Here is a 24,674-nt window from a genome sequence, read left to right on the forward strand (position 1 = left end):
GTGACCTGAGGGCGAAAGAGGCACTGGCGGCGCTGCCTGCGACGCTGGAGGACCGACGATGAGTGACCTGAGGGCGAAACTGGCGCGGCTCAGCCCGGAACAGCGGGCCGCGCTGGAGGAGAGGCTGCGGCGGCAACCGCCGCCGCGGCGGCCGTCGGGCATCCCCCGGCGCGCGGACGACGGCGGGCCGCCTCCCCTGTCGTTCGGCCAGGAGCGCCTGTGGTTCCTGCAGCAGCTGGACCCGTCCGACGCCTCGTACAACATGTTCATGGTGCAGCGGCTGCGCGGGCACGTCTCGATCGGGGCGCTGAAGTACGCGCTCGGCCGGCTGGTGGAGCGGCACGGGACCCTGCGCGCCCGCTTCACCTCGCACGAGGGCAGCCCGGTGCAGGAGATCGGGCCGCCCGTGCCGGTCGAGCCCGACCTGATCGACCTCACCGGACTGCCCGCCGCCGAGCGGGAGGCCCGCGCGACCGAGCTGGTCGCCGACCTCACCAACCGCCCGTTCGACCTGGCGGCCGGGCCGTTGCTGCGGGTGCACCTGATCACCATGTCGGAGACCGACCACGTGCTGTGCGTGGTGCTGCACCACATCGTGGCCGACGGCTGGTCGCTGAAGGTCCTGCTGGGCGAGCTCGCCGCCTGCTACGGCGCGCACCTGGAGGGACGCGAGGCGGACCTGCCCGAGCCGGTGCTGGAGTACGCCGACTACGCGGCCTGGCAGCGCGCCCTGCTCGACGAGGAGGGGGTGCGCCGCCAGCTCGGCTACTGGAGCCGGCAGCTGGCCGGGGTACCCGCCCTGGACGTCCCCGCCGACCGGCCCAGGGCGCCGGTGAAGTCGTCCAACGGCGACTACGCGGCGCGGCGGATCGGGCGGGAGCTCACCGCCCGGCTGGACCGGCTGGCCAGGGACGAGCGGTGCACCCAGTTCATGGTGCTGCTCGCCGCCTTCCAGGCGCTGCTCGGCGCCCACTCCGGGCAGGACGACGTGTGCGTGGGGTCGGTGATCGCCGGCCGGGAACGCCCCGAGCTTGAGCGGGTCGTCGGGTTCTTCCCCAACACGCTCGCGCTGCGCGGCGACCTGTCGGGCGACCCCGGCTTCAGGGAGCTGCTGGGCCGTGTCCGGGCGACGGTGCTCGACGCCTTCGCCCACCAGGACATCCCGTTCGAGCGGCTGCTCAACGAGCTGCGCGTCGAGCGCGACCTGAGCACCACGCCGCTGTTCCAGGCGATGTTCGTGATGCAGGACAGGGAGGCGTCCGAGCTGGTCATGCCCGGCATCGAGACCGACGTGTTCGATCCGGGGGCGCGGCAGGCCAAGTTCGACCTGATGCTCGACGTGACGCCCCGCTCGGACTCGCTGTACGCGCTGCTGTCCTACAACGCCGACCTGTTCGAGCCGGACACGGTGGCCAGGATGCTGCGCAGGTACGAGCGCGTCCTGGAGGCCGTGGCCGACGATCCGGACGTCCCGCTGTCGCGGCTGCGGGCCGCGATGCTGCTCCCCGAGGACCGCCTGCCCGCCGTCACCGCGTCCCTGTCCACCGGTCTCCCCGGCCTTCCCGGCCTGTCTATGGAGGACGCCGGTCCGGCCGGGGTGGTCGAGCTGTTCGAGGAGCGGGTGCGGCTGGCGCCGGACGCGGTCGCCGTCAGCCACGGCGACCGTAGGCTCGGCTACGCCGAGCTGCGCGAGCGCGCCGCGAGCCTGGCGGCACGGCTGACCTCGGCGGGGGCCGGTCCGGAGACCGTGGTCGCGGTGTGCGCCCGGCGCGGTCCCGAACTGGTCGTGGCCCTGCTGGCTACGGCCATGGCGGGAGGCGCCTACCTCCCGCTCGACCCCGCCTACCCGGCCGGGCGCCTGCGCTGGATGCTGCGCGACAGCGGGGCCGCGCTGCTGCTGTCCCAGGACGGCCTGCTGGAGTCCGACCTGCCGACGATCCCGCTCGACGGCGTCGCGGACGGCCCCGCCGCTGTCACCGTCACCGTCACCGGAGGGGGTTCACCCACCGGTGACGGCCGGGTGACGAGGCCCGGCGGGCCGGGGAACCTGGCGTACGTGATCTACACCTCCGGTTCGACCGGCACCCCCAAGGGCGTGCAGGTCGAGCGGCGGGCGCTGGACGCGCGGGTGGCGTGGATGCGCGCCGAGTACGGCATCCGGCCTGACGACCGGGTGCTGCAGTTCGCCTCCGTGGGCTTCGACACGCACGCCGAGGAGATCTACCCGGCGCTCACCTCGGGGGCCGAGCTGGTGCTCGCCCCCGGCGAGCCGCTTCCCGACTTCCTGCGGACCCCGCGGGGCGCGTCGCTGACGGTGATGGACCTGCCCACCTCCTACTGGCAGGAGCTGGTCGCCGCCCGTACCTCCTGGCCGCCCGCGCTGCGCCTGCTGATCCTGGGCGCCGACCCGCTGCCTGGACCGGCGCTCGCCGCCTGGTACGAGGCTCACGGCGAGCGCGTCACCCTGGTCAACAGCTACGGGCCGACCGAGACGACGATCATCGCCACCGCCGGGGAGCTCGACCCGGCCGAGGCGTCCAGGCGGCCCACCGTGGGCCACCCGCTGTCCGCCACCCGCGTCCACGTGCTGGACGAGCACGGCGCGCGGGTGCCCGTCGGCGTGCCCGGCGAGCTGTGCGTGGGCGGCGACGGGCTCTCTCGCGGCTACCTGGGGGCGCCCGCCCTGACGGCGGGACGCTTCGTGCCCGACCCGTACGGCCCGGCCGGTTCACGCCTGTACCTCACCGGCGACCGGGCCAGGTTCCGGCCCGACGGGCGCCTGGAGATCCTCGGCCGCCTCGACCGCCAGGTGAAGATCCGGGGCTACCGGGTGGAACCCGGCGAGATCGAGGCCCGCCTGCTGGCCCGTCCGTGGGTGGGCCGGGCGGCCGTGACGGTCAGGGAGGACACCCCCGGCGACCGCCGCCTGGTCGCCTACGTCGTACGCCACGACCGGGCCACCGGCGAGTGGACGGCCGGTGAGCTGCGGGAGCACCTCGCGGCGGAGCTGCCGCCGCACCTGGTGCCGAGTGCCGTGGTGGAGGTCGGGAACATCCCGCTCACCCCGAGCGGGAAGGTGGACCAGGGCGCGCTGCCCGCCCCCGAGCACCGCTCGGGTGAGGGGTACCTGCCCCCGGAGACCGCCACGCAGGAGCTGGTGTGCTCGGTGTGGGCCGAGGTGCTGGGAGTGGAGCGGGTGGGGGCACTCGACGACTTCTTCCAGCTCGGCGGCCACTCGCTGCTGGCGACCAGGACGATCGCCAGGCTCTCCGCGGCGACCGGGCTGGACGTGCCGCTGAAGCTCGCCTTCAGCCACCCGTCCGTACGGAGGCTGGCGCAGGCGCTGGACGCGCTCGCGGAGGCCGGGCCCGACGCGGGCCCCGAGGTGGGACCCGGGCCGGTTCGACGTCCGGAGGGCACGGCGCCGCCGCTGTCGTTCGCGCAGGAACGGCTCTGGTTCATGGAGCAGTTCAGCCCGGGGACCGGCGCCTACGTGCTGCCCGCGGCGGCACGGCTGCGCGGGCCGCTGGACCTCGCGGCGCTGGACGCGCGGCTGGACGCCGCCGTGACGCGGCACGAGAGCCTGCGGATGCGCTTCCCCGCCTCCTCCGACGGGAGGCCCGAGGTACGGGTCGTCCCGGCCGGGGCCCCGGAGGCACGGATCGCGATCCGCGTCGTCGAGACGCACGCGGAGGCGGAAGAGGCGAAGGCGGAAGGAGCGGAAGCGGAGGGAGCGGAGGCGGAGGCGCGGCGGATCGTCAGCGCCGACGCGGCACGTCCCTTCGACCTCGACGGCGGCCCGCTGCTCCGGGTGACCCTGGTCGGGCTCGCCCCCGAGGACCACGTGCTGCTGGTCGCCGTCCACCACATCGTGGCCGACGGCTGGTCCGCGGAACTCCTGCTGGACGAGCTGCTCTCCGAACGCGACGACCGCACCGGACATGCCGATGGCGCCGGGCGCGCCGGGCGGCCGGAGCCGCGTATCGGGTACGGCGACTACGCGCTCTGGCAGCGCGAGCGCCTGGCGGGACCGCGTCTGGAACGGCACCTGGAGTTCTGGCGGGAGGAGCTGGCCGCGCTGCCCCCGCTCGACCTTCCCCTCGACCGGCCCAGGCCGGCCCGGCAGGGGCACCGGGGCGCCTGGCACGACCTGCGGCTGGACGCCGGGCTCACAGGGGCGCTCGGCGGACTGGCGCGGGAACGCGGCGCGACCCTCTACATGGCGCTGCTCTCCGGGTTCCAGGCCGTGCTCTCCCGCTGGTCGGGACAGCACGACTTCGCGGTGGGCTCGCCGGTCGCCGGACGGGACCGGGCGGAGTTCGAGGACGTGGTCGGGTTGTTCGTGAACCTGCTGCCGCTCCGGGCCCGCCTGGAGGGCGACCCCACGTTCACGGAGTTGCTCGGCCGCACCCGCGACGCGGCCCTGGAGGTCTACGGCCACCAGGAGCTGCCGTTCGAGAAACTCGTCGCCGAACTGGACCTGGCCAGGGACGCCACCCGCCCGCCCGTGGTCCAGGTGCTCTTCGCCCTGCAGAGCTACCTGGGCGGCACGGCCCCGGCGGGGCGATCCGCACCGGCCGGGCACGTGACAGCCGCGACCGAACCGGAGAGCGGGTTCCCGGCCGAGAAGAAGACCGGGTCCACGGCGGCGACCGGGCAGGTGGCCGAGCCCACGACCGCGGAACTCACCGGGTCCGCGGCCACGGCCGCGACCGGATTCGCGACCGGGAAAGAAACCGTATTCGCGACCGGGAAGGAGACCGGGCTCGCGACCGGAAAAGAGGCCAGGCTCGCGACCGGGGAGAAGACCGGGCTCGCGGCCGGTCGGGTGGGGAGGCCGGTGGCCGAGCCGTTCGCGCCGGACACCACCTCGACCCGGTTCGACCTGGAGCTGTACGTCTCGGAGACCGGTGACGGCCTCGCGGCGAGGTTCGTCTACAACCGCGACCTGTTCCTGCCGGAGACCGTCGGGCGGCTCGCCGCGTCCTTCGAGACGTTCCTGCGCGCGGCCGTCGCCGCCCCGGGGACCCGCGTGGGCGACCTGGAACTGCTCTCCCCCGGGGAGCGGGACCTGGTGCTGACCGGCTGGAACGCCACCGAGACCGTGTACCCGCCGGAGGAGACGCTGCACGGTCTCGTCGAGGCCCAGGCGGCGCGGACCCCCGGCGCCCCTGCCGTGGTCTTCGAGGGCGAGACGCTGACCTACGCCGAGCTGAACGACCGCGCCGACCTGCTGGCCGCGCGGCTGCGCGCCTCCGCCTCCGCCTCCGCCTTCTCCCCCGCCCCCGCCTCCGTCGCCGTCGCCAGGGACGACGGCGGCGCGGGCGTGGGCACGGGTGCGGAGCGGGTGTTCGCCGTGCGGGCGGAGCGCTCGCTCGACCTGCCCGTACGGCTGCTCGCCGTGCTCAAGGCCGGGGGCGCCTACCTCCCCCTCGATCCGGGGCTGCCCGAACGCCGGGTCGAGACCATGCTCGCCGACGCCGGGGCCGTGGAACTCGCCGCCGCCCTGGACGCCCCGGCGGAGCCGGGGGACGCGAGTCCTCCGGTGCGAAACCTGCCGGACTCGCTCGCGTACGTGATCTTCACCTCGGGATCCACGGGGAGGCCCAAGGGCGTCGGGGTGTCGCACCGGGCGATCGTGAACCGGCTGCGCTGGATGCAGGAGACGTACGGCCTGGACGCGGGCGACGCCGTGCTCCAGAAGACCCCCGCCGGGTTCGACGTGTCGGTGTGGGAGTTCTTCTGGCCGCTGATCAGCGGGGCGCGCCTGGTGCTCGCCCGGCCCGACGGCCACCGCGACACCGCCTACCTGCGCGACCTCGTCACCGAGCGGGAGATCACCACCGTCCACTTCGTCCCCTCGATGCTCGCCGCCTTCACCGCGGAGGAGCGGATCGAGGAGTGCCGGTCGCTGCGCCGGGTGGTCTGCAGCGGCGAGGAGCTGACGGCGGGGGCCGCGGAACGGCTGACCGGGCGGTTGCCGGGGGTGGAGCTGCACAACCTCTACGGGCCGACCGAGGCCGCGGTCGACGTCTCCCGGCACCGCTACACGCCGGGCGAGAAGGTCGTGCCGATCGGCCGCCCGGTGGCCAACACCCGGCTGTACGTGCTGGACGGGGCGTCGCGCCCGGTACCGGCGGGGACGCCGGGCGAGCTGTTCATCGGCGGGGTCCAGCTGGCCAGGGGATACCTGGGCCGACCGGCCCTCACCGCCGAACGCTTCGTCCCAGACCCCCACGGACCCCCCGGCTCCCGCCTGTACGCCACCGGCGACCGCGCCCGGTGGCGGCCCGACGGCGAGCTCGAATACCTCGGCCGCCTCGACACCCAGGTCAAGATCCGCGGCATGCGCGTCGAACCCGGCGAGATCGAGGCCGTACTCGGCGGGCACCCGGACCTGAGCGCGGCGGCCGTCGGCGTGTGGCACGACGGCGCCGGGGCCAGGCTGGTCGGGTACGGGGTGCGGCGCGAAGGGGCGCGGGACGCCGGGGGCACCGGGGGCACCGGGGGCACCGGGGGCACCGGGGGCGCGACGGACGCCGATCCCCGTGAGTGGCTCAGGGGCGAGCTGCCCGACCACATGATCCCCACCGCGTGGGTGACGCTGGACGCCCTCCCGCTCACCCCCAACGGCAAGCTCGACCGGGCCGCCCTGCCGCCACCGCCAGGCCGGGGCGACCTTCCCTGGGAGCCGCCGCGCACCGACGCGGAACGCGCCGTCGCCCAGGTGTGGCAGGACGTGCTCGGCCTGGACAAGGTCGGCCGCCACGACGGGTTCTTCGGCGTCGGGGGTGACTCGATCCGCAGCCTCTCGGTGGTGGCCCGGCTGCGCGACCTGGGCTACGGGCTCGACCTGCAGCGGCTGTTCACCCACCAGACCGTGGCCGAACTGGCCTCCGTACTGGACACACCGGACACCGGGCCCGCCACGGCGGCGACCCCGGAGCCGGAGGCCGCGACCGGGGCGACCGAGGCGTTCGGCATGCTCGGCGCCGCGGATCTGGCCAAGCTCAGGAAGGGCGAGCGATGATCGAGGACGCGTACCCGCTGGCCGCGCTGCAGGCAGGGATGCTCTACCACAGCGAGCTCGAACCGGGCAGTCCCACCTACCACGACCTGATGACCATCACCCTGCGCGGCGCCCTGGACGTCCCGGCGCTGACCGGGGCGCTGGCCGGGGTCGCGGCCGGGCACCCGGTGCTGCGCACCTCGTTCGACCTGACCGGGTTCAGCGAGCCGCTGCAGCTCGTCCACGACACCGCGACCATCCCGCTGGAGGTCGCCGACCTGCGCGGGAACGGTTCGGACCAGGGCGGTCCGGACGGGAGCGGTCCCCGGGAGCGGCTGGCCGCGTGGCGGGAGGCCGAGAAGCGCACCGGGTTCGACTGGTCGTCACCGCCCCTGCTGCGGGCGTACGCGCACGTGCTGGACGACGACGAGTTCGCGCTGAGCCTCAGCTTCCACCACGCCGTCCTCGACGGCTGGAGCGTCGCGGCGCTCGTCACCGAGCTGCTGGGCCGTTACGCCGCCCACGGCTCGCGTGAGCCCGCCCCGCCGCGCGCCCTGTTCAGGGATCTCGTGGCGGCCGAGCGGGCCGCGGTGGGCTCGGCGGCGGCGCGGGAGTTCTGGCGGGAGCGGGTCGAGGACGCCCCGGAGGGCCGCCTGCCCAGGCTGCCCGGGTTCCCGTCCGGCGGGCCGCGCGCCGCCGAGGTGGTCGCCGTACCGGTGCCGCACGAGACGGTGGCGGCGCTGGAACGGCAGAGCCGCGAGCTGCGGGTCCCGCTGCGCACCACCCTGCTGGCCGCGTACGTGACCGCGCTGGGCCTGGTCACCGGCGAGCGGGAGGTCATGACCGGCGTGCTCAGCCACGGCAGGCCGGAGACCGAGGGGGGCGGCGAGGTGCTGGGGCTGTTCCTCAACACGCTGCCCCTGCGGGTCCGTCTCGACGCGAGCGACCGGGCCGACCGGGCCGAACTGGTCAGGCGCGTCTTCGAGGCCGAGGTGGCCGCGGTGCCGTACCGGCGCTACCCGCTGTTCGAGATCCAGCGGATCGCGGGCCGCTCACCGCTGCTGGACACGCTGTTCGACTTCCGGGACTTCCACGTGTACGGAGGGCTGTCCGGCGACGGCGTGGCGATCACCGGGCAGGAGTTCTTCGAGCAGACCGACATGCCGTGCACGGTGGCCTTCGTCCGGGTGCCCGGCGGCGGCCTGACCCTCACGGTCTCCTACGACGCCTCCCAGTTCCCACGGGAGCAGATGGAGTCCCTGGCCGGACGGGTGATCGACGCCCTGACCGGCGAGCCCGGCGTGGGCAAGGCGGAGAACGACGCGATCGACGGCTGGAACACCACCGGGCGCGCGCACCCGGGCGGCACGCTGCACGGCCTGGTGCTCGCCCAGGCGAGGCTGACACCCGACGCCCCCGCCGTGGGCTTCGAGGGCTCGTGGACCACCTACCGCGAGCTGGCCGGACGTGCCCTGGCGATCGCCGGGGAGCTGCGCCGCGCCGGGGTGTCACGCGACCGGCCTGTGGGGGTGCTGCTCGAACGGAGCGCGGACCTGCCCGCCGCGCTGCTGGGCGTCCTCGCCGCCGGGGGCGCCTACCTCCCGCTGGAGCCCGGCCACCCGGCCGCGCGGGTGCGTGGCATGCTCGACGACGCGGGCGCCTCGGTACTGCTGACCTCCGCCGACCTGGCGGACGAGGTTCCCGGGGGTACGCGGGCCGTCCTGCTGCCCGCCGCCTCGGAGGACCCCTCCGAGGTCTCCTCGTGGGAGGATCCGCCGGACTCGCTCGCGTACGTGATCTTCACGTCGGGGTCCACAGGGAGACCCAAGGGCGTCGGGGTGTCGCACCGGGCGATCGTGAACCGGCTGCGCTGGATGCAGGCGACGTACGGGCTCACCCCGGCCGACCGGGTGCTGCACAAGACGCCGGTCTCGTTCGACGTGTCGGTGTGGGAGCTGTTCTGGCCGCTGGTCACCGGTGCGGGGCTGGTGGTGGCGAGGCCCGGCGGGCACTACGAGCCCGGTTACCTCACCGAGCTGATCGCCCGCGAGGGGGTCACCACGGCGCACTTCGTGCCGTCCATGCTGGACCCGTTCCTGGACACGCCCGGCCTGGAGGCCCTGGGCGTCCCGAAGGCGGGCACTCCGGTCGCGGACAGGCCGGACGTGGGCGGACCGGACACGGGCGATCCACTCGTGAACAGGCCGGACACGAGCGGGCCGACCCTGGACGGACCCGCTGCGGACGGACCGGCTGTGAACGGACCGGCCGCGGACGAACCCGTTGTGAACGGACTGGGCGCGGGCGGGCTGCGCAGAGTGGTGTGCTCGGGTGAGGCGCTCCCCGCCGAGCTGGTGCGGCGCTTCGCCGAACGGCTTCCCGGGGTGGAGCTGCACAACCTCTACGGGCCGACCGAGGCCGCGGTGGACGTCTCCTGGCACCGGTGCGACCCCGCCGAGCAGGCGGTACCGATCGGCCGGCCCGTCGACAACACCCGCCTGGAGGTGCTCGACGAGCGGTTCGGACGGGCGCCCGTGGGCACCCCGGGGCAGCTGTTCATCGGCGGGGTCCAGCTGGCCAGGGGATACCTGGGCCGACCGGCCCTCACCGCCGAACGCTTCGTCCCAGACCCCCACGGACCCCCCGGCTCCCGCCTGTACGCCACCGGCGACCGCGCCCGGTGGCGGCCCGACGGCGAGCTCGAATACCTCGGCCGCCTCGACACCCAGGTCAAGATCCGCGGCATGCGCGTCGAACCCGGCGAGATCGAGGCCGCGCTGCTCTCCGAGCCCGAGGTCCGCGCGGCGGCCGTCGTCGTCGACGGCGACCGCCTGGTCGGCTACGTGGTGACCACCGGGACGGAGCCGGCGGTCGACTGGCGGGCCAGGCTGCGGGCCACGCTGCCCGACCACATGATCCCGTCGGCCTGGGTGACGCTGGAGGAACTCCCCCTCACCTCCAACGGCAAGCTGGACAGGAAGGCCCTGCCCGCGCCGGATCCGGCGGCGGGCGCGGACGGATTCCGGGTGCCGCCGAGAGACCCGGTCGAGGGACGGGTCGCGGCGATCTGGGAGGAGCTGTTCGACGTCCCCATGGTCGGGGTGTTCGACGACTTCTTCGACCTGGGCGGTCACTCGCTGCTGGCGCTCCGGCTGGCCGTGCGGATCAGGCAGGAGTTCGGCAGGGAACTGCCGGTGGCGACCGTGCTCGCCTCGCCGACCGTGGCGGGACTGGCGGACGTGCTGCGCCGCCCCGAGGACCTGGGCGAGCAGCGGGTCGTGACGCTCAACGCGGACGGCGACCGTACCCCGATCGTCCTGGTGCACGCCCTGGGCGGGCAGGTCTTCCGCTACCATCCGATGGCCCGCAGGCTCGGCCCCGACCAGCCCGTCTACGCGATCGCGGCCAGCGGCCTCGCGCCCGGCGAGGACCCGCACACCACCATGGCCGACATGGTCGAGGACTACGTCGACCGGCTGCGCGCCGTCCGCCCCCACGGGCCGTACGTGCTGGGCGGGTTCTGCATCGGCGGGAACATCGCGCTGGAGATGGCCAGGCGGCTGCGCGCCCTCGGCGAGGACGTCCCGCTGCTGGTGCTGTTCTACTCCGACGCGGACGAGCCCGTGATCACCAGTTCGCTGGAGGACGACGCCTCTCTCATGACCCACGCGCTGGCCGGAGGGCCCCTGGAGGTGGACCGCGCGGAGTTCGCCGGGCTCGGCCCCGAGGAGATGCTGGTGGCGGTCATCGCCGCCGCCGGGCGGGAGCGACGGCTGGCGCCCGACACCGCCGACGTCGAGCAGGCCCGGCGCTTCCTCCGGGTGTTCCGGGCCAACGCCCACGCGGTCGGCCGCTACCGGCACGAGCCGTACGACGGTGACGTGGCGCTGTTCGCCCCCGCCGGTGACCGGCCCGATCTGGGCTGGAACGGCGTGGTCAAGGGGAACCTCGCGATCGAGGCGATTCCCGGCGAGCGCGTGGTCATCCTGTTCGAACCACTGGTCGCCGAGGCGGCCGCCAAGCTGAGGAGTTGGATCGACCATGGCGTCACCGGACACTGAGAGTCCCCAGAGCGCCGGGAGCGCCGCGAGTACGGGACCGCCGCCACAGGGCACCGGAAGCACCACGACGGCCGGAGCGCCCACGACACCCGCGACGGCCTCTACGCCCGACGCGTCCGGAACGGCCGGCGGTGCTCGGAGCGCCGGGAAAGGCGAGCCCGTAGCGGGCCCCGAGGTCCTCGACGTCCCCCGGAACGCCTCGGTCGCCGGAGCCCCGGAAACCCCCGAAACCCCCGAAGCCAGCGATCCCGGAGGCCCGGGAGAACCCGGAGGGCCCAAGGACCTCGCGGATCCCGGCTCCTCGGGAGGTGAGAAGGGGGCCGGTGACGACGGTGGCCTCTGGCGCAACCAGGACTTCCTGCGGCTGTGGACCGGCCAGACCCTCTCCCAGTTCGGCTCCCAGATCTCGTACGTGGCGATCCCGCTGATCGCCGTCGTCACCCTGGGCGCGAGCGCGACCGAGATGGGAATCCTGGGCGCGCTGGTCCGGCTGCCGATGCTCGGGTTCCTGCTGTTCGGCGTCTACATCGACCGGATGCGCAAGCGGCCCGTGCTGATCTGGTCGGACCTGGGCCGGGCCGCGGTGCTCGCCCTGGTGCCGCTGCTGTACGTGATGGACAGCCTCACGCTCGGGGTGCTGTACGCGGTCGTGTTCGTCCTGAGCCTGCTGTCGGTGCTGTTCCAGGTCGCGTACCGCTCCTACTTCCCTTCGCTGGTCCCGCTGCGGCACCTGGGCGACGGCAACGGCAAGCTGCAGCTGAGCGAGTCGCTGGCGCAGACCGCCGGTCCCGGCGCGGCGGCGGCGCTGATCAAGGTGGTCGCCGCACCGCTGCTGATCATGATCGACGTGCTCTCCTACCTGTTCTCCGCGATCGCCATCCTCCTCATCCGCAAGCGCGAGGAGGTGCCCGTCCCGGACGACGAGACGGCCGGGAGCGTGCACCGGGCGATCTGGGCGGGCTTCCGGTGGGTGATGGACCAGCCGATGATCCGGCCGCTGGCCATCGCGAGCGGGCTGTACTCGTTCTTCGTCATGGGCGCGATGCAGTCGATCTACGTACTGTTCCTGCTGCGGGGCGGCCCCGACCTCCCGGTGGAGTGGGTGGGCATCGTCATGGCGACCGGCGGCGTCGGCGCCATCCTCGGCGCGACCCTGTCGGTGCGGACCATGCGCCGCATGGGGATCGGCCCGACGCTGCTGTGGAGCACGATCGTCGGCAACTGCGCGCTGCTGCTGGTGCCGTTCGCGTCGGGGCCGGTCTGGCTCGCCGCCGGGATGCTCGGCCTCTCCCAGTTCGTCGTCTGGGCGAGCAACCAGGTCTTCTTCGTCAGCAACATGACCCTGGTGCAGTCGATCACCCCGCCGCACCTGCAGGCCAGGGTGATCGGCACGATCTACTCCCTCGGGCTGATCCCGGCCCCGCTCGGCGCCCTGGGCGCGGGCCTGCTCGGCGAGACCCTCGGCCTGCGCCCGGCCATCCTGTTCGCGGTGGTCGCCGGAGCCATCCTGCCGATCCTGCTGCTGGTCTTCTCCCCGATCCCGAAGGTGAAGGAGATCCCCGGCACCTGACCGGACGCGCGACCGGCACCCGTCCCCGGGTCCCACCTAGGACGGGTGCCGTTCCGTCTCCGGCCCCCACCGGGGACGGGCGCCGGTCCGTCTCCAGGCCCCACCGGGGACGGGTGCCGGTACGGGAGAGGATGATGGTAGGCCAGGCGGCAGCGGGCACGACCGAGGGGAGGCCCCGGGTGGCCGCCCGGCCCGATCGCGACGGCTCACGTCGTCCCATCCCGTTCCCATCCCGTTTTCATCCCGGCAGGAGAACCATGACCACGCTCGCCGACAGGACCATCACGGCTCTGCGTACCAACCATGACGAGCTGGCGGCCTTCGTCCGAGGTCTGGACGCCGCCGACCTCACCCGTCCCTCGGGCTGTTCGGAGTGGACCGTCGCCCAGGTGCTCAGCCACCTCGGCAGCGGCGCCGAGATCGGCCTGGCGACGCTGCGCGCGGCCCAGGCCGGCCAGGACGCCCCCGGTCAGGACTTCAACCACCCGGTGTGGGACCGCTGGAACGCGAAGGAGCCCAAGGAGCAGGCCGAGGACTTCCTCACCGCCGACGCGGAGATCGTCTCGGCGTACGAGAGCCTCGACGCCGACGCCCGCGAGCGGTTGCAGATCAAGCTGGGGTTCCTCCCCATGCCGGGCAGCGTCGCGCTGGTGGCCGGGATGCGCCTGAACGAGGCCGCCCTGCACGCCTGGGACGTCAGGGTCGCCTTCGACCCCGGGGCCACCGTCGCGAGGGACGCCGCCGGGGTGCTGACGGACCTGTACGCCGGGCCGCTCGATTTCATGATCGGTTTCATCGGCAGGTCCGACGCCCTCGACCCGCGCGTGGCCACGACCCTCCGGGTCGAGACGACCGACCCCGAGCACGTCCTGGGGCTCACCCTCGGGGAGACCGTCGGCTTCAGCGAGGCGCCGGAACCGGCCGACGTCACCCTGTCGCTTCCCACCGAGGCCTGGTCACGCCTGCTCGGCGGCAGGCTGGCCCCCGAGCACACCCCGCCGTCGGTGGCCGTCACCGGCGACGGCGTCACCCTGGACGACCTCCGCCGGGTCTTCCCCGGCATCTGACGACCGCCACTCGGCCGGCGTCCGTGGACGGCGTACTCCCGCGGCGCCGTCCACGGGCCCGGTCAGCCGCGGAGCAGGCAGAAGGGGTGTCCGGCCGGGTCGGCGTAGATCTGCCAGCCGCGGGCGCCGTCTCCGGCGTCCAGCAGGGTGGCGCCGAGCCGGAGGACCCGCCGCCGGGCCCGGTCGAGGTCGGCCACCTCGACGTCCAGATGGAACTGCTGCGGGCGCGCCGGGTCCGGCCAGTGTGGCGGCCGATACTCCGCCACGCCCTGGAACGCGAGCACGAGACCTGAGCCGGTGTGCAGGGTCGCCCAGACGTCACTGAGCCCCCACCGGGGATCGGGCCGGTTGAGCTCGCCACCGAGGAGCGACCGGTAGAACCGGGCGAGAGCCGGCGCGTCGGGACAGTCCAGCACCACGCACTGCAGGTTGCCGATCACACGTCCTCCGCCGGCCACGCGGTCAGTGCCAGTTCGGCGGTTTCGGTGAGCTCGGCCGCCGTGGCTCCGTCGCGGGCGCGCTGCGACATGCCCTGGATGACCGTGGCGAAGTACGCGGCCAGCGCGCGAGGATCCGCCACGGCGGGCAGCTCGCCCGCCTGTCGCGCCGCCCGCAGGCGGGCCTCGAAGGTGGCCACGTTCTCGTTGCGCAGGTCACGGAGGAACACCTCCACCTCGGCGTCCTGCGCGGTGACGTTGGTGGCCGCGCTGATCGTCAGGCAGCCCGCCGGGTGGGAGGGGTCGGGATAGACGACCGCCGCCTCACGCAGGATTCGGGCGAACGCGCCGTAGGCCGTGGACTCCTCCTCCAGGGCGACGCCCACGAACGCCCCCACGGGCGAGCGCCCGTAGCCGCGCACCACTTCCTTGAACAGGGACTTCTTGCCGCCGAAGGCCGCGTACAGGCTGCCGGGCCTGATGCCCATCGCCTCGGTCAGCTCGCCGACGGACGTGGCCTCGTAACCGCGCTCCCAGAACAGCCGGGTCGCGGCCGTCAGCGCCGCGGCGTGGTCGAACGTCCGCGGCCGCCCTCGTATCGCCTACGGCGCCACCAAGGGCGCCCTGGACACCTTCACCCTCAACCTCGCCAAGGAACTGGGTTCCCGCGGGATCACGGCGAACTCGGTGGCCCCCGGCGTCATCGACACGGACGTCAACGCGAGCTGGCTGCGCGGCGATCCGGAAGCCGAGGCACACGCGGCGTCCCTGGCCGCGCTGGGCCGGGTCGGGCGGCCGGAGGACGTGGCCGACATCGTGGCCTTCCTCGCCTCGGACGACGCGCGCTGGGTGACCGGGCGGGTGATCGACGCGACGGGCGGTTCCGGGCTGTGAGCCCTCTCCCCTGAACGTGAGCACCCCGCGCCCCCTCCCCCGGCCGGCGTACCGGGTGTGGGGGCGAGGGTTCAGTACACGTCGCGTACGTAGCGCCTGCTGGTGGCCAGGTGTTTGACGTAGACGGCGGCCTCGTCGTCGCCGAGGCCGCCGTGGACGGTGGCGATCTCGCGCAGGGTCCGGTCGACGTCCCTGGCCATCCGGCTGGCGTCGCCGCAGACGTACAGGTGGGCGCCGTCCTGAAGCCAGGACCAGAGCCGGCCGCCCTGCTCGCGCATCCGGTCCTGTACGTAGACCTTGGCGCGCTGGTCACGGGAGAAGGCGAGGTCCAGCCGGGTCAGCAGCCCGTCACGGTACGACGCGTCGAGCTCGTCGCGGTAGTAGAAGTCGGTGGAGCGACGCTGCTCGCCGAAGAAGAGCCAGTTGCGGCCGGGGTGACCGAGTGCCCGCCGCTCGTCCAGGAAACCGAGGAAGGGCGCGACGCCCGTACCCGGGCCGATCATTATCATCGGGGCGGCCGGATCCGCCGGGGGACGGAAGTGCCTGGTGCGCTGGACGAAGACGGGCACTGGAGCGTGTTCGGGGCTGTCGGCCAGGAAGGACGAGCACACTCCCCTGCGCGCCGTGCCACGCGGATTGTCGAAGCGGACGACCGAGACCGTCAGGCGCACCCGGTGGGGGTCGGCCAGCGGGCTGGAGGAGATGGAGTACAGGCGCGGCCTCAGGCGCTTGAGGACGCCCGCCCACTCCTGGGCCGTGGCACGGACGGGGAGTTCGCCGACCACGTCGACGGCCTGGCGGCCCCAGGTCCACTTGGCCAGCTCGCCGCCGTTGCCCGAGCGCAGGAACCGGGTGAGATCGCGGTCGCGGGTACGGTCGGCGACGAACCTGAGCAGGCCGGAAGTGATCCTGGTGATCTCCAGGTGGCTTCGCAGGGCCTCGCCGAACGGGACGGGGCCGAGACCGGGGAGCTCGACGGTGTCGGCGGGGGCGAGACCGGTCACGGCCAGCCATTCGGCGACCAGGTCGGCGCCGTTGACCGGCAGCACCCCGAGCGCGTCACCGGCCTGGTAGGTCAGCTCGCCGCCGGTGTCGAAGGTGAACTGCCGCACCTCCTTGGCCGATCCGGGCAGGCTGAGCAGCCGGTTACCGGTCAGCGGGGCACTGAACGTCGCGGCCCTGCCGGCCCCCGCCTCGGGCTCGGGACCTGAGGACGTCGCCCCGGGACCCGGTGTCGATCCGGAGCCCGCACGCGCCGACCCGGGCCCTGAACGCGTCGGGTCCGGTGGAGAAGACACGGGCCCTGAACCCGTCGGGTCCGGTGGGGAAGGCTCGGCGAGGGTGGTGAGTAGTTGCTCAAGCCAGTCCAGGGCCCGCGAGTGGTCATCGGGCTCGCAGTCCACGCGGGGTGCCAGGCGCAGGGCGCCCAGTTCCTCAAGGCGCTGGTCGAGCCGTCGCCCGTGACCGCAGAAGTCGTCGTAGCTGGAGTCGCCGAAGGCGAGGACGGCATAGCGCACGCCGTCGAGCCGGGGTGCGCCGGACCCGACGAGGGCCTCCCAGAATCCGACACCGTTGTCGGGGGCCTCGCCGTCGCCGAAGGTGCTGGAGATGACGAGGAGGTCCGCGCCACGGGGGATGCCGTCCGGGGCGCAGTCGGCCATGCTGACCAGCCGGGGGGCTCGCCCGGCGCCGGTCAGCCGGGCGACGCTGGTGACGGCGAACTCCTCGGCGTTCCCTGTCTGCGAGGCCCACAGGACGACGATGTCGCGCACCGACGACACCGGCGACACCGACGACACCGGTGGCACCGACGACATCGACGGCACCGGATCGCCGGTCGCCCGCCGGGGTGGCGGCGCGAGGGTCCGGGAGAACATCCCGGCCAGCACCCCGTTGATCCACAGGGCGTGGGCGGGGTCGACGGGCGCGTGCTCCGGCAGGACCGGCACGACCGTACCGGAGAGATCGGACACCGAACCGTCCGGGACGGGCACCGAACCGTCGAAGGCGAATGCCGACCCGTCGAGGGCGGACGCCGAGCTGTCGAGAGCGGACAGGAAACCGGCCATGTAGCGGCGCTCGTGGTCGGCGAGCACCGGCGGCGTCAGGTCGGCCACCCCGAGCAGTCCGGCCAGCGCGGCGATCCGGGCGGGCCGGGCGGCCTCCGGCGCCGTTCCGGCGTACTCGTCTCCCGCGTACCCGGTTCCCACCCCCTCCTTGGCCGCGTACTCCGGAAGTGCACCCTCCGGGACCGTGGGGAACGCGGCCGTCCCGGCCTGCTCAGGAGCCATCGGAGAGGCCGGGGCCGCCTGGGGGGCGACCTTGGTGAGGGAGACCGCGCACGCCTTGAACTCGGGCTGGAAGGAGATGGGGTCGACTGCGTCGCTGGTGACCGCGTTGACGCTGAGATACTCGCCGAACAGGTCGTTCCAGTGGAACGGCGCGAAGCAGTTGCCCGGCATGACCCGGTCGCTCAGGCGGGCGGGCAGCACGGCCCCGCCGCGCCGGGAGGCGATCTCCACCGGGTCGCCCTCGCCGATCCCGTGCCCGGCCGCGTCGTCCGGGTGGATCTCGACGAAGGGCCCGGGGTTGAGCTTGTTGAGCTTGGCGACCCTTCCCGTCTTGGTCAGGGTGTGCCACTGGTGCTGCAGCCTGCCGGTGTTGAGGACGAAGGGGTAGGTGTCGTCGGGCAGTTCGGCGGGGGGCAGGTGCGGGCGGGGGAGGAAGGCGGCCCGGCCGCTCGCGGTGGCGAAGGCGAGGCGCGGGCGGCTGCCGTCGGGCCGGGTGAGCGTCTCCTGGCTGGTGCCGTCGTTGAGGTAGCGGACGGGGTTGCGCTCGCCGCCGCCCGGCGGGCTCGGCCACTGGACGGGCGTCTCGCGCAGCCGCTCGTAGGTGACGCCCCGCAGGTCGTAGCCGGTCCTGGGATTCCACGTCCGCTTGATCTCCTCGAACACCTCCTCCGCGCTGTCGTACGAGAAGGCGTCCTCGAAGCCCATCTCGCGGGCGACGCGGGCGATGATCAGCCAGTCGGGCAGGGCCTGTCCCGGTGGTTCCACGGCCTGCCTGAGCAGGGTGAGGTTCCGCTCGGAGTTGACCATCACGCCCTCGGTCTCGGCCCACATGGCCGCGGGCAGTACCACGTCGGCGTAGGCGTTGGTCTCGGTGGCGGCGAAGACGTCCTGGGTGACGACGAACTCGGCGGCCTCCAGGCCCGCGATGACGGTCCTGCGGTTGGCGACGCTGGCGACCGGGTTGGTGCAGATGATCCAGCACGCCTTGATCTCGCCCTCGGCCATGCGCGAGAACATCTCGACGGTCCCCCGGCCGACCTCGGTGCGCAGGGTGCCGGGCGGCAGGTTCCACAGCTCCTCGGTGAAGAGACGGTCCTCCTCCACCAGTACCGAACGCTGGCCCGGCAGGCCCGGTCCCATGTAGCCCATCTCGCGCCCGCCCATGGCGTTGGGCTGGCCGGTCAGGGAGAACGGGCCGCTGCCGGGACGGCAGATCGCGCCGGTGGCCAGGTGCAGGTTGCACAGCGCGTTGGTGTTCCAGGTGCCGTGCGTGCTCTGGTTGAGCCCCATCGTCCAGCAGCTCATCCACTCCCCCGCCGCGCCGATCCACTCGGCCGCCCGGCGCAGGTCGTCCTCGGGGACGCCGGTGATCGCGGCGACCGTCTCGGGAGGGTAGTCCCGCAGGAAGTCCGGCATCGCCTCCCAGCCGTCGGTGTGCCGCTCGACGAACTCGTGGTCGACGTGGCCGTCCTCGACCAGCAGGTGCAGCAGCCCGTTGAGCAGGGCGAGGTCGGTGCCCGGCCTGACCTGAAGGAACAGGTCGGCCTTGTCGGCGGTGGCGGTACGGCGGGGATCGACCACGATGAGCCTGGCCCCCGCCCTGACCCGTTCCATCATCCGCAGGAACAGGATCGGGTGGCAGTCGGCCATGTTCGCGCCGATCACGAAGAACAGGTCGGCGTGGTCGAAGTCCTCGTACGAGCCGGGCGGGCCGTCCGACCCCAGCGACAGCTTGTAGCCGCTGCCCGCGCTGGCCATGCACAGCCGGGAGTTCGACTCGATCTGGTTGGTGCCGACGAAGCCCTTGGCGAGCTTGTTGGCCAGGTACTGCGCCTCCAGCGTCATCTGGCCGGACACGTAGAACGACAGCGCGTCCGGCCCGTGCTCGTCGAGGATCCGCCGCAGCCGCCGGGCGGTCTCGGTGATCGCCGCGTCCACGCTCGCCGGCGCGGGCTCGGCGCCCCGGTCCCGCCTGACCAGCCCGCTCTCCAGGCGTCCGGGGGCGGCGAGCATGTCCGCGGTGGTGGCCCCCTTGGTGCACAGCCGACCGGCGTTGGCCGGGTGACTCCTGTCGCCCGAGGCCTTGACCACCCGGCGCCGCCCGTCCACCTCCAGCACGATCCCGCAGCCGACGCCGCAGTACGAGCAGACCGTCTTCACTCTCTCTGCCGCCGCCATAGGTCCCTTCTCCCTGAGCAGGGGCCCGTGACACCCACCGCCGAACAGCCGAACAGCGGGGACGCCGAAGCCGCATCGGGCGGATCCAACGACGGAAACATAAGAAACAGGCGTTTCGCAGACGTCACAGACGTCCGCGCCCGGCTGTTACATCCCCATCACCGCCGATCTCCCCCGGCCACGTCCGGAGGATCCCGGCTCAGGAGCGGGTCGCGCTCTCCATCGGAGCAGGTGGGCGAACATCCTCTCCCCGCCGACGGCGGCTCACCCGGTACCGGGCCTCGCCCGGCGAGCCCGGTGCCGGCGGAGATCCCGTCGCGGCGGGTGTCCCCCGGACGGGTGACCGCTCCCGCGCGGGCTGCGACGAGAAAGCCCAAAGAAGGAACGATCCACAAGACATCCGATGTGTATCCGCAGCGCAGTGGGCCATCGAAGACGCGATAACGGCCGATTCCGGGTCAGACCCCAAGCAGCCGGGGGTGAATATCTGCACGCATCTCAAGCGGCCTTGACCACACCCTTGACAGATCGGATGTTTCGCGGGATCAATCGATTATTAATTTTAGGAAATCTCGTCGAAACGTCCCGGGCGGCCTGGAGGTGCCCGGACATTCCATCCGGTTCGCCGCGGCCCGTAACGGCGTGCGCGCGGCGGCGAGCCGACCGCATCCCCCACAGGAAAGGACCTCATGCGATCAACACTCGTACGAGCGGCACTCTCCCTGCTGATCGCGTTAACGGCGACGGTCGTCGCGCCGTCGGCACCGGCGTCCGCCGGGCCGGGCGACAACTACGTCCCCGATGACGCGCTGACCTCGACGCGCACCCGCTGGTTCGACGAAGCACGCTTCGGCATGTTCATCCACTTCGGTACGTACGCCATGTACAAGGGCCAGTACAACGCGTGCCGCGAGGTCGAGTGGATCAAGCGGCAGTGCAACATCCCGTGGGGCGAGTACGAGGCGAAGGCCGCCGCCTTCAACCCCACCTCGTTCGACGCCAACGCCATCGTGCAGCTGGCCAAGCAGGCCGGACAGAAGTACATCGTCATCACGGCGAAACACCACGACGGATTCGCCATGTGGCCCACCGCCGTCAACCGGTGGAACATCCGCGACCATTCCGGCTTCTCCCGCGACCTCCTGCGCGAGCTCAAGACCGCCGCGACCGCCAACGGCATCAAGCTCGGCTTCTACTACTCGATCTGGGACTGGCACGACCCGGACTTCGTCGGCGACTTCCCGGCCTACGTCACCAAGATGAAGGCGCAGCTCAGGGAGCTGGTGACCGGCTACGACCCCGCCGTGCTGTGGTTCGACGGCGAATGGGCCGAGACCAACCCCACCAACCCGTGGTCGGCCCAGGACGGCGAGGATCTGGAGCGGTTCGTCCGTGGCATCTCGCCGCAGGTCGTCATCAACAACCGGGTGGGCAAGCGCCGCGCCGTCGACGGCGACTTCGGCACCCCCGAGCAGGCGCTCGCCGGTTCCCCGCCGTCGATCCAGTTGCAGGAGTCCTGCATCACGATCAACAACACCTGGGGGTACGCGGCCTGGGACACCAACTTCAAGTCACCGACCACGATGGTGCGCGACCTGGCGACCCTGACGAGCAACGGCGCCAACCTGCTGCTCAACATCGGCCCCACCGACACCGGGGCGGTCACCGCCGGGCAGGCCGACGGCCTGCGCGGCATCGGGACGTGGATGGCCACCAACGGGGCGGCCATCACCGGCGCGGGCCACACGGGCCTGGTCACCCAACCGGCCTGGGGCCGCGTCACGCGTAAGGGCGGCAAGCTCTACCTGATCGTCAACTCCTGGGCCGGCACCCTGCACCTCAGCCGGCGCTCGCCGTTCACGGTCACCGGCGCGCGAGTGCTCGGCAGCACGTCACCCGTGACCGTACGGGCCGCCGGGGACGGCTACGACTTCCTGCCCAGCGGCGGCACCACCAACGCCATCGCCACCGTCATCGAGGCCGACATCACCACCCCCGCGCCGACCGCCGTGGGCACCGGCACCGGGCTCAAGGCGGAGTTCTGGAACAACGCCACGTTCACCGGCACACCGGCGGTCACCCGCACCGATTCCACCGTCAACTACGCCTGGCGTTTCGGCGGCTCCCCGGCGCCGTCGATCGGCGTCGACAACTTCTCCGGCCGCTGGACCGGATCGATCGAGCCGCGATACTCCGAGCGCTACACCTTCACCACCGCCTCCGACGACACCGCGCGGCTGTGGATCGACGGGCAACTCGTCATCGACAACGCCACCCCGCACACGGCGGCCGTCGACCAGGGCAGCGTGACCCTCGTCGCCGGCCGCCGCCACGACATCCGCCTGGAACACACCGAACGCGGCAGCGAGGGGTTCATGAAGCTCGCCTGGGCCAGCCCCAGCACCCCGGCCCAGATCGTGCCGCGCTCGCAGCTGTACCCCACCGTGAGCACGGTCCAGCGGTTCGACGACGACGCGGCCACCTACAGCACCGGCTGGTCGACCAGCGGCGGCCGGGGTTTCGGTGACTACAACGACGACGTGCGGTACACGACCACCAACGGCGCGTCGTTCACCTTCACCTTCAACGGCACCGGAATCGACTACCTGTCCGAACGCAACTCCGACCAGGGCCTGGTGGACATCTACCTCGACAACGTCCTCCGGGCCACCGTAGCCACCACCAACAGCACCCGTCTGACCCAACAGGTCATCCACAGCGTCCGCGGCCTGTCGCAGGGGACACACACCCTGCGCGGCGTCAAACGATCGGGCACCTACATGCTCGTCGACCGTTTCGACGTCATCCCCTAACAACCCGGGCGGCCGGCGGGGTCCTCCCCCGCCGGCTCCCACGGCTCCCGGACGCGACGCTCTCCCACAACCGGCTGGCCCTCCTTGGGGCGGCGCCCTCAGCCCAGCCGACACCGCGACTACGCTGAAGCCCGCGCCGAACAACCTGGCGTGAGTGTCCGGCCGAAGGGGCGCGCGATGTCCGACCCGGTAGACCTGACCAACGCCGCGTGGCGCAAGAGTTCGCTCAGCGGAGGCAACGGCGACTGCGTGGAGGTCGCGGACCTGGGCGACGTCGTGGCCGTCCGCGACTCCAAGAACCCCCGCGGCCCCGAACTCGTCTTCACCCGCGACACCCGGTCGGCCTTCGTCACGCGGCTGAAGGACGACGCGTGATTCTCCGGAGTGATCCGCTGGGATCGTACGGACCACAGGCCACACGATCCCAGCAAGATCAGTTCACCAGGTCCGCGACCAGTTCCAGTTGTTCCAGGCGGAGTCTGAGGGTCGGGGTGACCAGGCCGACGACGAGGGAGGTCGCGCCCGCCTCGCGGTAGGCGGCGACGCGTTCGCGGAGTTTGCCGGGTGGCCCGCACATCGTCATCGCGTCGACCAGGCCGTCGGGGAGCAGCGACATCGCCTCGCCCTGGCGCCCGCCCAGGAACGCCTCCTGGATCGCCTCCGCCTCCTTCTCGAAGCCCAGGGAGCGGGCCAGGCGGTTGTAGAAGTTGGTACGGCGCGAGCCCATGCCGCCCAGATAGAGGGCGAGCATGGGCCGCATCATGTCGTAGGCCAGTTCCTCGTCGTCGTCGACGAGGGTGAGGATCATCGGGGCGACGTCGAAGCCGTCCAGGCTGCGGCCGGCCCGCGCCGCGCCCGCGCGCAGGTGGGCCGTGCGCTCGGCCAGGTGCTCGGGCGGGAAGTGGATCGCGAGCCAGCCGTCGGCCAGCTCCCCCGCGAGCGCGGTCGTCTCCGGGCCCATCGCGCCGAGATAGACGGGGAGGTGCTTCTGGACAGGGGAGACGCCCAGGGACAGTTCCTTGCCCTGCCCGCCGGGGAGCGGCAGCGTCATGGTCCGGCCCGAGTAGCTCACCGGGCGCCCGGCCAGGGCGAGCCGCAGCACCGACAGGTAGTCGCGGGCGCGGGCCACCGGCCGGTCGAAGCGTTCCCCGTGCCAGCCCTCCACGACCTGCGGCCCCGACACGCCCACGCCCAGCCGGGCCCGGCCACCGGAGACCTGGTCGATGGTGGCGGCCGTCATCGCCGCCACCACGGGCTTGCGGCCCGACATCTGCAGCACGCCGGTGCCCAGCGCGATCCGCTCGGTCTGGCCCGCGATCCACGCCATCAGGCTCGCCGGGTCGGTGCCGTACGTCTCGGCGGCCCACACCGACTCGTAGCCCAGCCGCTCGGCCTCGCGGACCAGGGTGAGGTGGTCGGCGGGACCGAGCCCGGCGCCGCCCCAGTAGCTCATGCTGTAACCGAGACGCATCCGATCTCCTCTGCGATGACGGTGGCGAGCAGGTCGGGGGTCTCCTCGGCCAGCCAGTGTGAGGCGTCGAGCTCGCGCATCGACGGCCGTGAGACGCTCTGCCTGCGCCAGCCGAGCAGCCCGCCGCGCGACATGGAGCCGTCGCGGCTGCCGTACAGGACCGTGACGGGCACGGGCAGCGGCGGCCCCTGCCGGTGCCGGTATCGGGCGAGCATCCCGAAGTCGGCGCGGAGGGCGGGTTCGAGGATCGGCCTGAGCACCTCGCGCTCGGCCACCTCCGCCGGTACGCCGCCCAGCTCGATCAGCTGGTCCCAGAACAGCCACGACGGCAGGGACGGCAGCCTGCGCAGCAGGAGCGTCACGTCCGGCGCGGCGAAGGACCCCACGAGCAGCCGTTCCGGCCACCGCTCCCCGGACCTGTCCGGTCCGGAGGCCGGGGCGAGTTCGGTCAGGCGGCGGCAGACCAGGTAGGCGAGGAGCGCGCCGCTGCAGTAGCCGAACAGCGCGTACGGCTCGCGGGCGTTCGCCAGCAGGTCGCGGGCCAGGTCGTCGACGAGCGCGTCGAGGTCCTCGACCGGCGGTTCGGCCAGCCTTGCCTGGCGGCCGGGGAGGTTCACCGACCACACGTCGACCTCGTCGGGGAACCGCTCGGCCAGGTCGGTGAGCGAGGCGGGGCCGCTGCCCGCGTTGGGGAAGGTGTACAGGCGGATCCGGCCCCCCGGCCGCTCCCCCACCGGCACGAACCACGGCGCGGTCATCTGGGTCCTTCCAGGGTGGAGACGTCGGGGGTGGGCTCCGGGTGACCCGGTACGCGGGCCCGGGATCCCGGGCCCGGCCTCGGGGATGAGACCGGGGACCGTACGGCGCCGACGGAGACGGCTTC

The 24,674-nt window shown here is 73.0% G+C and carries 12 protein-coding genes and 2 pseudogenes; 9 read left to right on the top strand and 5 right to left on the bottom strand.

Features of this window, described 5'->3' with window-relative positions; all coding sequences use genetic code 11:
* The first annotated feature begins 58 nt into the window (after positions 1-58).
* The 6 genes and pseudogenes from ACSC1Q_RS01630 (at position 59) to ACSC1Q_RS01655 (ending at position 13,707) form a co-directional block, all read left to right on the top strand.
* Positions 59-7,030, top strand: a complete 6,972-nt coding sequence (locus ACSC1Q_RS01630; protein ID WP_436756830.1) for a non-ribosomal peptide synthetase — start codon at positions 59-61, stop codon at positions 7,028-7,030.
* Positions 7,027-8,283: pseudogene (locus ACSC1Q_RS01635) on the top strand (condensation domain-containing protein); the annotation flags it as partial. The gene ACSC1Q_RS01630 and the pseudogene ACSC1Q_RS01635, both read left to right, overlap by 4 nt.
* A pseudogene (locus ACSC1Q_RS01640) lies at positions 8,260-9,588 on the top strand (AMP-binding protein); the annotation flags it as partial. The pseudogenes ACSC1Q_RS01635 and ACSC1Q_RS01640, both read left to right, overlap by 24 nt.
* Positions 9,589-9,753: 165 nt before the next feature.
* Positions 9,754-11,070, top strand: coding sequence for an alpha/beta fold hydrolase (locus tag ACSC1Q_RS01645; protein WP_436757229.1), 1,317 nt, complete (start codon positions 9,754-9,756; stop codon positions 11,068-11,070).
* Positions 11,051-12,640, top strand: coding sequence for an MFS transporter (locus ACSC1Q_RS01650; protein WP_436756831.1), 1,590 nt, complete (start codon positions 11,051-11,053; stop codon positions 12,638-12,640). Before ACSC1Q_RS01645 ends, ACSC1Q_RS01650 begins: the two co-directional genes overlap by 20 nt.
* Positions 12,641-12,897: 257 nt before the next feature.
* Entirely contained in the window at positions 12,898-13,707 is an 810-nt protein-coding gene (locus tag ACSC1Q_RS01655) for a maleylpyruvate isomerase N-terminal domain-containing protein (protein WP_436756832.1), read from the top strand.
* 62 nt (positions 13,708-13,769) lie between these two features.
* Here ACSC1Q_RS01655 and ACSC1Q_RS01660 read toward each other — a convergent pair whose 3' ends face one another.
* Both ACSC1Q_RS01660 and ACSC1Q_RS01665 read right to left on the bottom strand, forming a co-directional pair.
* Complete coding sequence (locus tag ACSC1Q_RS01660; protein WP_436756833.1) at positions 13,770-14,147, bottom strand: VOC family protein; 378 nt, start codon at positions 14,145-14,147, stop codon at positions 13,770-13,772.
* Positions 14,144-14,743, bottom strand: coding sequence for a TetR/AcrR family transcriptional regulator (locus ACSC1Q_RS01665; protein ID WP_436757230.1), 600 nt, complete (start codon positions 14,741-14,743; stop codon positions 14,144-14,146). Before ACSC1Q_RS01665 ends, ACSC1Q_RS01660 begins: the two co-directional genes overlap by 4 nt.
* Between ACSC1Q_RS01665 and ACSC1Q_RS01670 the strand changes: the two genes are divergently transcribed.
* Positions 14,742-15,038: an SDR family NAD(P)-dependent oxidoreductase gene (locus ACSC1Q_RS01670; RefSeq protein WP_436757231.1), complete on the top strand. Its 297-nt coding sequence runs from the start codon at positions 14,742-14,744 to the stop codon at positions 15,036-15,038. The genes ACSC1Q_RS01665 and ACSC1Q_RS01670 overlap by 2 nt on opposite strands.
* 71 nt (positions 15,039-15,109) lie before the next feature.
* Here the strand turns inward: ACSC1Q_RS01670 and ACSC1Q_RS01675 are convergent, their stop codons facing one another.
* Positions 15,110-19,507: a bifunctional nitrate reductase/sulfite reductase flavoprotein subunit alpha gene (locus ACSC1Q_RS01675; protein WP_436756834.1), complete on the bottom strand. Its 4,398-nt coding sequence runs from the start codon at positions 19,505-19,507 to the stop codon at positions 15,110-15,112.
* Between the two features lie 689 nt (positions 19,508-20,196).
* On the opposite strand from ACSC1Q_RS01675, the gene ACSC1Q_RS01680 reads away from it, so the two are divergent.
* Together ACSC1Q_RS01680 and ACSC1Q_RS01685 are read left to right on the top strand one after the other, a co-directional pair.
* On the top strand, positions 20,197-22,320 hold the full coding sequence (locus tag ACSC1Q_RS01680) for an alpha-L-fucosidase (protein WP_436756835.1): 2,124 nt from the start codon (positions 20,197-20,199) through the stop codon (positions 22,318-22,320).
* A 177-nt stretch (positions 22,321-22,497) separates the two neighbouring features.
* Positions 22,498-22,695, top strand: a complete 198-nt coding sequence (locus ACSC1Q_RS01685; protein WP_436756836.1) for a DUF397 domain-containing protein — start codon at positions 22,498-22,500, stop codon at positions 22,693-22,695.
* A gap of 58 nt (positions 22,696-22,753) precedes the next feature.
* On the opposite strand, the gene ACSC1Q_RS01690 is transcribed toward ACSC1Q_RS01685, so the two are convergent.
* Together ACSC1Q_RS01690 and ACSC1Q_RS01695 are read right to left on the bottom strand one after the other, a co-directional pair.
* Positions 22,754-23,791: an LLM class F420-dependent oxidoreductase gene (locus tag ACSC1Q_RS01690; RefSeq protein ID WP_436756837.1), complete on the bottom strand. Its 1,038-nt coding sequence runs from the start codon at positions 23,789-23,791 to the stop codon at positions 22,754-22,756.
* Entirely contained in the window at positions 23,770-24,549 is a 780-nt protein-coding gene (locus ACSC1Q_RS01695) for a thioesterase II family protein (protein ID WP_436756838.1), read from the bottom strand. Before ACSC1Q_RS01695 ends, ACSC1Q_RS01690 begins: the two co-directional genes overlap by 22 nt.
* Positions 24,550-24,674 lie beyond the last annotated feature (125 nt).

Origin of the sequence: Streptosporangium heterodermiicola (assembly GCF_051390675.1) — a bacterium.
Taxonomy (GTDB): Bacteria; Actinomycetota; Actinomycetes; order Streptosporangiales; family Streptosporangiaceae; genus Streptosporangium.